General features: G+C 64.7%; 11 protein-coding genes and 1 tRNA gene. 3 read left to right on the forward strand and 9 right to left on the reverse strand.

Annotated elements, in window-relative coordinates; all coding sequences use genetic code 11:
• Positions 1-7 precede the first annotated feature (7 nt).
• From lldD to infA, 8 genes are all read right to left on the reverse strand, one after another.
• Positions 8-1153: an FMN-dependent L-lactate dehydrogenase LldD gene (gene lldD, locus IM701_RS03915; RefSeq protein WP_193827838.1), complete on the reverse strand. Its 1146-nt coding sequence runs from the start codon at positions 1151-1153 to the stop codon at positions 8-10.
• Entirely contained in the window at positions 1150-2565 is a 1416-nt protein-coding gene (locus IM701_RS03920) for an FGGY-family carbohydrate kinase (protein WP_193827839.1), read from the reverse strand. Before IM701_RS03920 ends, lldD begins: the two co-directional genes overlap by 4 nt.
• Positions 2566-2633: 68 nt before the next feature.
• A complete protein-coding gene (locus tag IM701_RS03925; RefSeq protein ID WP_230487783.1) occupies positions 2634-3569 on the reverse strand; it encodes an NAD(P)H-binding protein in 936 nt (311 codons plus the stop codon).
• Positions 3570-3676: 107 nt separating this feature from the next.
• Positions 3677-3752: transfer RNA gene (locus IM701_RS03930), tRNA-Phe, on the reverse strand.
• Positions 3753-3860: 108 nt separating this feature from the next.
• On the reverse strand, positions 3861-4037 hold the full coding sequence (gene yacG / locus IM701_RS03935) for a DNA gyrase inhibitor YacG (RefSeq protein WP_062343545.1): 177 nt from the start codon (positions 4035-4037) through the stop codon (positions 3861-3863).
• The gene (locus IM701_RS03940) at positions 4034-5026 is read right to left on the reverse strand and encodes a ribonuclease E/G (protein WP_193827841.1); all 993 of its coding nucleotides are present in this window, start codon (positions 5024-5026) and stop codon (positions 4034-4036) included. The genes yacG and IM701_RS03940 overlap by 4 nt, the downstream gene beginning before the upstream one ends.
• On the reverse strand, positions 5016-5621 hold the full coding sequence (locus IM701_RS03945) for a nucleoside triphosphate pyrophosphatase (RefSeq protein WP_193827842.1): 606 nt from the start codon (positions 5619-5621) through the stop codon (positions 5016-5018). Before IM701_RS03945 ends, IM701_RS03940 begins: the two co-directional genes overlap by 11 nt.
• On the reverse strand, positions 5621-5866 hold the full coding sequence (infA, locus tag IM701_RS03950) for a translation initiation factor IF-1 (protein WP_039338683.1): 246 nt from the start codon (positions 5864-5866) through the stop codon (positions 5621-5623). Before infA ends, IM701_RS03945 begins: the two co-directional genes overlap by 1 nt.
• 294 nt (positions 5867-6160) lie before the next feature.
• On the opposite strand from infA, the gene IM701_RS03955 reads away from it, so the two are divergent.
• The gene (locus tag IM701_RS03955) at positions 6161-8743 is read left to right on the forward strand and encodes a TonB-dependent receptor (protein ID WP_230487784.1); all 2583 of its coding nucleotides are present in this window, start codon (positions 6161-6163) and stop codon (positions 8741-8743) included.
• Between the two features lie 4 nt (positions 8744-8747).
• On the opposite strand, the gene IM701_RS03960 is transcribed toward IM701_RS03955, so the two are convergent.
• A complete protein-coding gene (locus IM701_RS03960; protein ID WP_052242589.1) occupies positions 8748-9155 on the reverse strand; it encodes a PilZ domain-containing protein in 408 nt (135 codons plus the stop codon).
• A 130-nt stretch (positions 9156-9285) separates the two neighbouring features.
• On the opposite strand from IM701_RS03960, the gene uvrC reads away from it, so the two are divergent.
• Positions 9286-11223 (forward strand): excinuclease ABC subunit UvrC, encoded by a 1938-nt coding sequence (uvrC, locus tag IM701_RS03965; RefSeq protein WP_193827844.1) that lies wholly within the window; start codon positions 9286-9288, stop codon positions 11221-11223.
• Between the two features lie 15 nt (positions 11224-11238).
• The gene (locus IM701_RS03970) at positions 11239-12297 is read left to right on the forward strand and encodes a PLP-dependent cysteine synthase family protein (protein WP_193827845.1); all 1059 of its coding nucleotides are present in this window, start codon (positions 11239-11241) and stop codon (positions 12295-12297) included.
• Positions 12298-12418: the final 121 nt, after the last annotated feature.

Raw genomic sequence — 12418 nt, forward strand, 5'->3', positions numbered from 1 at the left:
CTTGTTCTTATGGCTTCACGAGGATCGAGCGGTCGATCTCGCTGATGCTTTTCACGCCAGTCAGCGTCATGGCGACGCGCATTTCGGCCTCGATCAGGCGGAGCATGTGCTCGACGCCTTGCTGTCCCTGCGCGGCAAGGGCGAAGACCCAGGCGCGGCCGAGCAGCACGCCCTTTGCGCCAAGCGCGAGCAGGCGCACCACGTCGAGCCCCGAACGCACGCCGCCATCGGCGAGCACGGTCAGCCGGTCGCCCACGGCCTCGGCAATGGCAGGCAGGGCGCGTGCTGTGGACGGCACGCCATCCAACTGGCGGCCGCCGTGGTTGGAAACGACGATGCCATCGGCGCCGAGGTTTGCCGCTTCCACCGCGTCCTCGGCATCGAGCAGGCCCTTTATGACCAGCGGCCCCTTCCATTCGGAGCGGATGAAATCGAGGTCCTTCCACGAGATCGAACTGTCGAAGTTCTCGCGCATCCACGCGAAGAAGTCCTCGATCCCGGTCTTGCCCTCAAGCTTGCGGATCACGTTGCCGAGGCCATGCGGGCGGCCCATCACGCCCACATCCCACGCCCAGGCAGGCTTCACTGCGCCCTGCAGGGTGCGGCGGATGGCGCCGGTCAGCCCGGAGGCACCGGCGAGGCCTGAGTGATAGTCGCGATAGCGGCTCCCCGGCACCGGCATGTCGACAGTGAACACCAGCGTCGAGCAATTCAGCTCCACCGCTTCCTGCAGCAATTCGCGCATGAAGCCGCGGTCACGAGTCATGTAGAGCTGGAACCAGAAGGGCCTGGCTGCCGCCTTGGCCACCTCGGCGAGCGAGCAGGCCGAGACGGTGGAGAGGGTGAAAGGGATACCAGCCGTTTCGGCTGCGCGCACTGCCTGGCATTCGCCGCGCCGCGCGTTCATCCCGGCAAGGCCGATGGGGGCGAGGGCGACAGGCAGAGCAAGCTTCTGGCCGAACAGTTCGGTCGACAGGTCAAGCCCCGATACGTCGCGCAGCACGCGCTGGCGCAGGGCGATATCGCGCAGGTCCTCGACATTCCGCCTGAGCGTCGTCTCGCTGTAGGAGCCGCCGTCGATGTATTCGAACAGGAAGTGCGGCAGGCGGCGGCGGGCGAGTTCGCGGAAGTCCGATATGGAGGCGGCGATCATGCGGCGGTTCTCTCGGGCGCGGCGTCGATCTCGGCGTGCCAGCGGTTGCGATAGGTGTCGACGTCACCATCGAGCGGTTCGACACGGACGAGTTCGCCGCGCGGGGTGAGCGTGGGATCGATCAGGCGCAGCGCGCCGAACGAGACGTCGTTGTGGGCGTTGGCGGTATAGACGGCGGTGTCGGGGCGAAGGGCGGCAAGCGCGCGCACGAAGACCTCGGCCTCGGCAAAGCGGCCTTCGACGAGCAGGCGTTCTGACGAGCCGATCAGGTCGAGCGAGGTGTCTGCGACCAGCGCGGCATAGAGACAGGCGGCAGCGCGGCGCTCGTACCAGTCCTCCGGGCGGTTGACCCAGCCGAAGGTGCCCTGCGGATAGGGACCGAAACCGCGCATCAGGGTGGGCAGGACCATGCGGGAGGCGCGCAGAACTTCAGGCACGGCCGCGAGAAGCGCGGGCTGGTCAGGCTTGATGTCGACGCGGCGGGTATCGATCTCGATCAGCGTCTCGATCTCGCGACCGCCCATGAAGCGCGCCGAGGGGACGGGGCGGCCATGGACGTCTATGTTGACGAGGCAGTCGCGGCCCTCGGGCAGGCTTGCCGTATCGACCGGCGTTGCGGGCAAACGCATACCGATGAACCAGGTGCCGGTGGACAGCACGGTGGCCTCATGATCGGCCATCTCGGCAAAACCTCGGGCGGCGAGCAGGGCGGCGTTGGAATCGTGCAGGCCGGCGAGCACGCGGACGTTTGGAGAAAGACCGGTTTGCGCGGCAATCTCCGGGCGGATCTTGCCGACGGTATCGCCGGCGCGGGCGAGCGGGGCAAAGCGCTCCGCCCAGCCGAGGCGTCTGGCCATGGGCGAGAAGTCAGCCTCCTGCGGGCACCACAAGTCTGAATGGCAGCCAAGGCTGGTCACTTCGCTCAACGCATTGCCGGTGAGGAACCACGCCCAGTATTGCGCCCAGGGCAGCAACGTGGCGCGGGCCATCGCCTCGGGCGCCAGGCGCTCCATCCACCACAGCTGGCTGCCGAAGTTCAGGCCATCGGGCAGAGCGGGGGAGCCGGTCATGCCAAAGGCATCGCGCTGGGCGCGGTATTCGGCCATGATCTCGGGCGGCAGGGCCTGCTCGTAATCGAATGGCGGGAATGCCATCGCACCATCGACCAGCGCGACCACGCCCGCGCCGTGGCCGACCGGCACGATCGTCTCCACCGGAGCATGGGCGTAGCGAGCCAGCGTCTCGATCAGCCACTTGCCGGTTGCGGGCGCATCGAGCCGACGGATCCCGCCCATTTCCAGCGGCACGTTGGGGCGCACCTGACGGTCGAGCATCGTCCCGCCCGCGTCCCACAGGCTGACCTTGCTCAGCGTCTTGCCGAGATCGATGACGATGGTTGCGCCTGATGGCACTGCGCTCTCCCGCAGACTTTTCAATAAACGATCAATAGCAATCAAATATGATCGTTTCCAGCAAAAACTCAGAAGACCGCGTGATCGCCGCGATCGACGCTGGCACGGCCATCCAGCACGGCGCGATAATGGTCGAACAGGGTGTCGCTGCCCGTCGATGGGGTGGCATCGGCATCGTAGCGGCCCGTTGCCGGATCGAGCATCAGCATCGATTCGCTGGCATAGTACCGCCCGATCCGCGCCAGTTCCGCTTTGGTCGCCAGGCTCGGAATGAGCTTGCCAGCGAGGCCGAGGCTCCCGGCAATGGTGTCGAGCAGCCCCAGCGGCACCGAGCGGAAGCGCGGCTCCTTTCCGAGCATCGCAAACAGCGCTCCGCCCTGCTGACGCGGAGTCAGCGCAGGGCCGGGGCCACCGATCGGCAGCACGCGGTTCCAGCGCTCCTCATGCTCGAGGCACTCGGCAATGTAGGCTGCAAGATCGCCATCGCTGATCGGCTTGCAGGCGGTCAATTCGCCGTTGCCGAAGACGAGAAACGGCTTGCCGGTCTTGACCCGCTCGATCTGTCCGGAGAGCGATTTGAAGAAGGCGGTAGGGCGGACGATCGAATAGCGGATGCCGGATGCGGCAAGCGCAGCCTCGAACGCCAGCTTGGCATGCTGGAACGCCAGCAGCGGCTTCTGCACGCAGATCGCGGAAAGCAGCACGAAGTGCCCAATGCCAGCTTCCTTGGCGGCATCGAGCAGGTTGAGGTTGGCCCGGTGGTCCACCGCCCAGGCATCGCCCGGCACTCCGGTGCGCGAAGCGATGCACGAGATGACCGCATCGAACCGACCTTCACCGAAGGTGCGCCACAAGACGTTCGTGTCTGACAGGTCGGCGAGGATGACTTGCGCAATCGCTGCCAGACCGTCATCCGGCCGTCGCGTAAGGCAACTGACCACATGCCCGCGCTTCGCCAGATTGCGAACTACCGCACGCCCGATTGTCCCCGTCCCCCCAGCCACGCAGACCCGCATCGCTTCCTCCCGGCCCACCAACGAACAGGCCTCAGGCGGGAACAGTCAAGCAGATCTCAAAGGCGATCAAGCGGCGATGTGAAGATCGGTGAAAATGGTGCCCGGGGACGGATTCGAACCGCCGACACGCGGATTTTCAATCCGCTGCTCTACCAACTGAGCTACCCGGGCATCGTCCTTTGCCGCGTCCTGAGAAGGACCTGCAGGCGATGGGAAGCGCGCCTATGGCGAAGCGGCGCGGGCTTGGCAAGCCCCATCGCGCGAAAATTTTGGAGAGGGCTAGTCTTCGTGATCCTCGTCGGCCGGTCGTCCCGGGAGCGCGTATCCGCCTTCCAGCCACTGCACCAGATCGCGGTCCTTGCAGCGGGTCGAACAGAACGGGGTGTGGGCTTCGCTGCGGGGCTTGCCGCAGATCGGGCAGCGCTTCTGGGTGGGCCGGGCGGCAGGCGTATTCATAGCGGCACGCCTTGGGCAAATCCGCCGGAAAGGGCAAGGGCCGGGTCTTCCTTGCGGCGGATCGTGCGGCCGGTCCGACTGGCCAGTTCCGTCTCCCATGCGGGGAGAATCGCGGCAAGCACGCGCGGATGGGCGGTCAGCAACAGTGCGCCGGGCTCGCTGACGCGCTCGGCGTTGCGCAGAAGTGCACGGGCAGCGGCAGCGACCGGAAAGCGCGTGTATCGCGCCACCAGCGAGGCGCGTTCAAGCCGCGACACCAGATGCACGAAACCGAAGCCGTTCATCGCGGTGCGCTCGCCCTGCCAGTCGATCAGCGCATCGCCGAGCGCCTTGTCGACGTGTTGGCGCTCCTTCTTTTCGTGCAGCGTCGGGAAATCGATGCCGACCGATCCGCCGATATCAAGCCGGTGCAGCGCATCGGCGATGACATCGACCGCGGACAGCGCGAGCTTCAGCGGCGGAAGGGTGCCATCGATATCGATAAGTGTCATTGCCGGGGTCGGGCTGACGATGATCGAGCCGCCCGCGAATGCGATCTCGCCCGTGACGGCCTGTTCAGCGAGTTCGTCCCAGCCATTCTCCGCAAAGGCACGGCCCGTGATGGCGACCGATTTGACCGAAGCGCCGGTCGCTTCGAGTTCTTCGCGCAAGCTTGGTGCTGGGCGAGGATCCTCGCCAGGGGCGGGACGGACGACAGGGAGCTTGGTGCGGCCGCGTTCGGCGATGGCGGCGCGGGTTACACGCACGGGCAGGCTTACGCCTTCGGTAGCCTCGCGCGGGAGCTGGTCGACCAGCGCTTCGGCGCCGTCATCGAAGCGCACGACACCCCGCCGGCTGCCGGCGTGGCGGGTGACCAGGCGGGCCTGCGCGACCAGACCGGGACGCACCTTCTCTCCCCAGCAGACGCGGGCAGAGAGTATGCGACCGCCCGAAACCAGGATCGCGCGTTCTTCGCCGATCCCTGCTTCATGGAGCCAGTCAGCAGACATCGATGCCTGCGGCCCGCAAGAGTTTGCGTGTTTCGAACAGGGGGAGGCCAATCACGCCGGAATGGCTGCCCGAAAGCCAGTCGCAGAAGCCTTCGGCGCTGCCCTGGATGGCATAGCCGCCGGCCTTGCCGTGCCATTCTCCGCCAGCGATGTAGCTTTCCATTTCCTCGTCCGAGAGGCGCTTGAAGCGCACGATCGTCTCGGACAGGGCTTCGCGCAAGGCTCCGTCGGGGGTAATCACCGCGATGGCAGAAAATACCCGATGGCGACGGCCCGAGAGCAGGGCGAGGCACTGGCGTGCGGTTGCCTCGTCTTCCGCCTTGGGCAGGATGCGCGTTCCGGCGCCAACGACGGTATCGCCCGCAAGGATCACGCAATCCGGGGCAAGTGCGGCAGCGGCGCGGGCCTTTTCGGCAGCAAGCCGCGACGCATGGGCGCGGGGACGTTCGCCCCTGCGCGGTGTCTCGTCGATGTCGGTGGCCACGACGCGCGAAGGCGTCACGCCGATGCGCCGCAGCAGTTCAAGCCGGCGCGGGCTGGCCGATGCCAGAACCAGTTGGTGGGGTGATGACGCGGGCGAAAGCTCGCCCATCATCAAAAGCCGCCGGGACCGCCGCGACCGGGCATGAAGCGGTAGGTGATGCGACCTTTGGTCAGATCATAGGGGGTGAGTTCGACCAGAACTTCATCGCCCACCAGCACGCGGATGCGGTTCTTGCGCATCTTGCCGGCGGTGTGGCCGAGGATTTCGTGGTCGTTTTCGAGGCGGACGCGGAACATCGCGTTGGGCAGGAGTTCCACCACCTGTCCGCGCATTTCGAGGAGTTCTTCTTTCGCCATCGGCGGGCTCGGATGCCTTTGTATAGAGGTATGCAAAAAGGAACGCGCAGGTCATCGGAAATGATCCGCGCGCAGAGGAATTGCGCGGCCCATAGCCTTGCCGGGCGAAAAAGGGAAGAGGCGCGCTGGAAGTGACCAGCTTTGGTTCAGGTTTCGCTGCCGATGTAACCACGCATGCTGCAGTGCGACAAACTGATACGAAATGCGCGTTGCCGATGAGGGACCCTCTCGCCAGTTGTTTCGTTGAAAGCGCCGATGCTCAGCCAGCGGGCACAAATTCAAGGAATTGCACACGTGAGACTTCATGCCGCTTCTTCGCTGGCAGCCATTGCAATTTGCCTGTCGGCATCCGGCACCGCCACGGCGCAGGAGGTCGTGGCAGGCACAGAGGAGGTGCCGCAGGATCCAGGTCAGGACCTCGATGGCGATGCCGTCGTCGCCGAGGAAGGTCAGATCCTTGTGGTCGCCACGCGCATCAAGGGGCAGGTCGATACTGCGCAGCCGCCAATTGCGGTTCTGGATGAAGAGGCCATTGCCTCGTATGGCACAGGCTCGCTGCAGGAACTGCTTGCGGCCCTCTCGCCGCAGACTTCGTCAGGACGCGGACGTGGCGACGGGATGCCGGTGGTGCTGCTGAACGGCATGCGAATTTCGGGCTTCCGCGAGATGCGAGGCCTGCCACCGGAGGCGATCCGGCGCGTCGAGGTGCTGCCCGAGGAGGTGGCGCTCAAATTCGGATACCGGCCCGACCAGAGGGTGGTGAACTTCATCCTCAAGGACAATTTCAGCGCCTATGGCTCTGACAGTGAACTGCGCCTGCCGAGTGGCGGTGGTTTCACCGAGTGGGAGCAGGAACTATCGCTGACAAAGATAACCGGTGGCAATCGCATCAACATAACTGGCAAGATCGAAGACACGAGCCCCTTGACCGAGGCTGAGCGGGGCATCGTGCAGACCGCTACGTCAGGCATGCGGGTGGCGGACGATCCCGATCCTGCAGCTTACAGAACGCTGATCGGGGATTCGAAGTCGGCGCAGCTAAATGCAACTCTGGCAAGGGCACTTGGCGGCGGAGCAGGGCTGAGTGTCAACCTTCTCGCGCAGCGCGACGATTCGCGAACGCTCAATGGCCTCAATGCCATCACGCTGACCGATGGCACCGCCAGCTATGCCCGGACCACGCTCTATCCCGATCCGATCACCACCCGACGCCGGACGACGACCTGGCAAGCAGGTGCTGCGCTCAACAAGCCGCTCGGCAACTGGAACCTCGCGGTGACGGCCGATGGCGGCCACGTCGAGACGAAAAGCACGATCGATCGCAGTGCGGACCTGTCCGCACTGCAGGCACTGGTGACCTCTGGCGAACTGTCGGCAAGTGGCAGCTTGCCAACCAGCGCTATCGTGACGGGTGCTGCCGACCAGGCGCTGTCGAAGACCGATTCGTTCACCGGTCTTGCCACGCTGAGCGGGCGAATGATGCGCTTGCCGGCCGGTGAGGCCGCGCTGACCGTGAAGGCCGGGTTTGATTACGCAGGGATTGAGAGCAGCGATACGAGGACGACCGCGGGCCAAGTGAACCTGAAGCGCGGCGATGCGCAGGCAGGGTTCAGTTTTGACCTGCCGATCACCAGTCGCAAGGAAGGGTTTGGTGCGGGCATTGGCGACATTTCGCTTAACGCGAATGCCGAAGTGCACCGGCTTTCGGACTTCGGCACACTCTATAACTGGGGCGGCGGGCTGACCTACAGTCCCACGGAAAAGCTGACCCTGCAGGCCAGTTATGTCGCCGCCGACAAGGCGCCGAGCCTGACTGAACTGGGCGGCCCTTCGATCCTCACCGAGAACGTTTCGATCTACGACTTTTCGCGCGGTGAGACGGTCCTGGCCCGGGTGATATCCGGCGGCAATCCCAATCTCGTGAAGGAGCGCCAGCGCGACTGGAAATTCGGCTTCAACTGGACGCTGCCGTTCCTCAAGGATTCGACCTTCGTCGCTGAATACTTCCGCAACCGGTCGACCAATACAACGAACGATTTTCCTCTGCTGACGTCTGAGGTGGAAGCAGCGTTTCCGGGACGTGTCATTCGCGATGCGTCGGGGCGGATCGTGTCAGTGGACCAGAGCCCGGTCACTTTTGCCGAAGAGAAAGGTTCGCGCCTGCGCTATGGCCTCAACCTATCGGGCAATTTCGGCAAGCCTGACCCGACCATGCAACGTGGGCCAATGGCCGGCCTGCGGTCGGGCGGGGCCGGTCCGGGTGGGCCTGGTGCCGGTGGTCCGCCCGCTGGCGCGCCTCCGGCCGGGGCAGGCCAGGCTGGTCCTCCGCCTGCCGGTGCCGGACCGCGCATGGGCGGCGGCGGTCGCGGTGGGCCGGGCGGGTTCAACTCCGACGGTCGGGGGCGCTGGAACCTCTCGGTGTTCCACACCGTGCGCTTCCAGCAATCGGTGCAGATCGCGTCGGGTGGAACCGTGCTTAACCTTCTGGATGGCGATGCCATCAGCGGGAGCGTGGCGCGCCATTCGCTCGAGATGGAGGGCGGCGGATTCTATCGCGGGTTCGGCCTGCGCTTCAGTGGCAATTACACTGGCGGTTCCCGCATCGATGCCAGCGGCCTGCCGGGTTCCACAACTCTCAGGTTCGCGCCGATCGCGACATTCAACCTGCGCCTTTTCGCTGATTTGGGCAGAAAGGCGAAACTGGTGGAGCAGGTGCCGTTCCTGAAAGGCTCGCGCGTGTCTCTGTCTGTCGACAACGTGTTCAACGCTCAGCAGCGGGTCACTGACGATAGCGGGGCGGTGCCACTGCGCTATCAGCCGGGGTATCAGGATCCGCGCGGCCGGGTGTTCGAGATCGAGTTCCGCAAGCAGTTCTGACGGTTCAGACGATCCGGCTCTTGCCTTGAACCCAGGCCCGGGCGCGTTCCTTGTGGCGTTCGCGCTCGGTCTGCTCGAAGTTGTCGGAAAAGTGCCTGAGGGCGATGACTTGCGACAGGGGCAGTTTCTCCTCGAACATCACGCCGCAACGGCCATAACGGGCCCAGCGAATCTGGCCGAAGGCTTCAATATGTTCACATTGCAGGATCGCTGAAGCGCCGACCGGGGGCAGGCCTTCCTCAGGGATAAGGGCGGCTCCGGTAGCCGAGAGATCTTCGAGTATGCAGGACTGCACGCTTGTCAGGAGGATCAGGCGTGCGGGCAGATGCAGGCGAACGCGAGCGTCGCTACGCCGCCCCTGAGGAATGGCGCTTGCGCTCGTTCCAGCCCTGCCAAATGGTTGACCGATCATGTGAGGCTTGTCGCGCAACGGCGCTAATACTGCCAAAACGGACCATGCGGGAAAACCCTGATGACTTTGGGGAAACCGGCCACCTTGCCATTGCGCCGCGCGCTTCAGCGACTATTTGCAGGGGGACGCCATGCCCCGCACGCCCGCCCCTCCACCCGACCGCGATACCGAGCGCTTCCACGAAGATCGCGCGTCCACCACCGTGCGCGGAGCGGACAAGCCGGACATTGAGCTGGGCGTGTCGGTCATCCGCGATACGGTGAACACGCTGCGGCCCAAGCCCGGCGTCTACCGCATGCTCGATGCGCGCGGGGACGTGCTCTACGTGGGCAAGGCACGGGCGCTGAAGAACCGCGTTGCGAATTACACACAGGTGGATCGCCTGCCAAACCGCCTGCGCCGCATGGTCAGCCAGACGCGCAGCATGACGATTGTCACAACCAATTCCGAAGCCGAGGCGCTGCTGCTTGAAGCACAGCTGATCAAGCGCTTCCGCCCGCCCTACAACGTGCTGCTGCGCGATGACAAATCGTTCCCGTTCATCCTTTTGCGCGGCGATCACGCGTTCCCGCGCATCCAGAAGCACCGGGGAGCGCGCAAGGCCAAGGGCAATTATTATGGCCCCTTTGCCAGCGCTGGCAGCGTCAACACCACGATCAACGCGTTGCAGAAGCTGTTTCTTCTTCGAAGCTGCAACGACGGCTTCATGGCGCGGCGTGACCGGCCTTGCCTGCTCTACCAGATCCGCCGTTGTTCGGCCCCTTGCGTCGACCGGATCAGCTCGGAGGACTACGGCGAACTGGTCCGGCAGGCGAAGGATTTCCTCGGCGGCAAATCAAGCGCCGTCCAACGCGAGATCGAGGCGCAGATGCAGGAGGCGGCAGAGAACCTTGACTTCGAGCGCGCCGCGATGCTGCGCGATCGCCTGCGCGCCGCCACCTTCATCCAGGGCAGCCAGGCGATCAATGCCGAAGGGGTCGGCAATGCCGATGTCTTCGCCATGGCGGTCAAGAGCGGGCAGGTTGCGGTGCAGGCCTTCTTCATCCGCGGCGGGCAGAACTGGGGGCACCGCGCCTTCTTCCCCAGCCACACCGAGGGCCGGTCGGAGGAAGAGGTAATGACCAGCTTCCTCGCGCAGTTCTACGAGGAAGTGCCACCTGCACGCCTGATCCTGGTGGACCGCGAACTGCCCGAGGCTGCGCTGCTGGCCGAAGCCCTGTGCGAGGGCGCGGGCGGCAAGGTCGAGATCTCGGTGCCACAGCGCGGCGACCGGCGCCGGTTGATGGAGCAGGCACAGCGCAACGCAGTGGAATCGCTCGACCGCCGCATGGCCGAAAGCGGCACCAAGGCCAAAGTCATGCGCGAGCTGGCCGAGTTCCTCGAGCTGCCGGAAGTGCCGCAGCGCATCGAGGTCTACGACAACAGCCACATTCAGGGCACCAATGCCTTGGGTGCGATGATCGTCGCGGGGCCGGAAGGCTTCGTGAAGGGCCAGTACCGCAAGTGGAACATCAAGACCGCGCAGACCAACGACGACTTCGGCATGATGCGCGAAGTGATGACCCGCCGCTTCGGCAAGGTGCAGGAGGAAGATCCTGATCGCGAAAGCGGCATGTGGCCCGACCTCGTTCTGATCGACGGCGGCAAGGGGCAGATGTCGGCGGTGAAGGAAGCACTGGGCGAGCTTGGTATCGAGGACGTGCCGCTGATCGCGATTGCCAAGGGCCCCCACCACGGGCGCGAAGGGCGCGAGGTGTTCCACTTCCCCGACGGGCGCGAGAAGATGCTTCCCGTGAACTCTCCGGTGCTGTTCCACCTCCAGAACATGCGCGACGAGGTCCACCGCTTCGCCATTGGCGCACACCGCGCCAAGCGGAGCCGGGCGATTACTGCAAGTCCGCTGGACGAAATCCCCGGCATCGGCCCGGCGCGCAAGCGCGCGCTGCTGCTGCACTTCGGCACGGCGGGCAAGGTGCGCGCCGCCAGCCTTGATGATCTGCAGCGGGCACCGGGCGTCAGCGCGGCAGTGGCGCAAACCGTCTATGACTTCTATCATCCCAATGGGTAGAGGATGGAGGCAAGGATGGCAGACCAGCGCAGGGCATGGAGCGACGAGGCCGTGCGCCGGATCGAGGCGGACTTCAACCGCTCTGCCGACACCCACCTGATCCGCGTCGAACTGCCCAAGTTTCCGGGGATCACGCTTTACCTCAAGGACGAGAGCGTCCACCCGACCGGCAGCCTCAAGCACCGCCTGGCGCGCTCGCTGATCCTCTATGGCCTGTGCAACAACCGCATCGGGCCCGGCACATTGCTGGTCGATGCCACCAGCGGTTCGACCGCCGTTTCCGAGGCTTATTTCGCCAAGCTGATCGGCCTGAAATTCGTGGCTGTCATCCCGCGCAGCACCTCACCTGCGAAGATCGAGGCCATCCGCTTCCATGGCGGCGATGTTCACATGGTCGACAGCGCGAGCGAGATGTACCCTGCGGCAGAGCGACTTGCCGCCGAAGCGGGCGGACTGTTCCTTGATCAGTTCACTTACGCTGAACGGGCAACGGACTGGCGCGGCAACAACAACATCGCGCAGTCGATCTTCCAGCAGATGGCGCGCGAGGACCATCCGGTGCCGGCCTGGATCGTCTGCGGGGCAGGGACGGGCGGCACTTCGGCCACGCTTGGCCGCTTCATCCGCTATGGCCGATATCCGACGCGGCTTTGCGTGGCCGATCCCGAAGGCTCCGTCTTCCATCGTCACCATGCCGATCGTAGCGTGACAGCACCGCCGCAGGGTGCGTGCTGCCTGATCGAAGGCATCGGCCGCCCACGCGTCGAACCTTCCTTCGTGCCGGAGGTGATCGATCGCATGATCGCCGTGCCGGATGCTGCTTCGATCGGTGCAACGCGTGCCATCGCCACGCGGATCGGCAGGCCAGTGGGCGGCTCGACCGGAACGAATATCCACGCCTGCCTGCAGCTGGTCGAAGAGATGGCGGCTGCGGGTGAGGTGGGATCGATCGTAACGATTCTGTGTGATTCGGGCTTGCGCTATGCCCAGACCTATTACGATGATCAGTGGCTGGAAGCGCAGGGCTTACATTGGCGCGAATTTGGCCAAAAGGCGACACACTTGCTTAATTAAAGCAGGATATACGCAAAAACACTATTGACGTATCGGTAACCTATTCTGTTTGGAGCGGTTTCAGGCTGCTGCTGTCTGTTGTCTACAGAAGTTGCATCGAATATGGATGAAGCCGGGGGGC

Source organism: Novosphingobium sp. ES2-1, assembly GCF_015169775.1.
Taxonomy (GTDB): Bacteria; Pseudomonadota; Alphaproteobacteria; order Sphingomonadales; family Sphingomonadaceae; genus Novosphingobium; species Novosphingobium subterraneum.

Coding starts and splice junctions, on each gene's coding strand:
- IM701_RS03945 (WP_193827842.1), bottom strand. CDS start 5,621: ATGATGGGCGAGCTTTCGCCCGCGTCATCACCCCACCAACTGGTTCTG.
- IM701_RS03970 (WP_193827845.1), top strand. CDS start 11,239: ATGGCAGACCAGCGCAGGGCATGGAGCGACGAGGCCGTGCGCCGGATC.
- uvrC (WP_193827844.1), top strand. CDS start 9,286: ATGCCCCGCACGCCCGCCCCTCCACCCGACCGCGATACCGAGCGCTTC.
- infA (WP_039338683.1), bottom strand. CDS start 5,866: ATGGCGAAAGAAGAACTCCTCGAAATGCGCGGACAGGTGGTGGAACTC.
- IM701_RS03940 (WP_193827841.1), bottom strand. CDS start 5,026: ATGTCTGCTGACTGGCTCCATGAAGCAGGGATCGGCGAAGAACGCGCG.
- IM701_RS03960 (WP_052242589.1), bottom strand. CDS start 9,155: ATGATCGGTCAACCATTTGGCAGGGCTGGAACGAGCGCAAGCGCCATT.
- lldD (WP_193827838.1), bottom strand. CDS start 1,153: ATGATCGCCGCCTCCATATCGGACTTCCGCGAACTCGCCCGCCGCCGC.
- yacG (WP_062343545.1), bottom strand. CDS start 4,037: ATGAATACGCCTGCCGCCCGGCCCACCCAGAAGCGCTGCCCGATCTGC.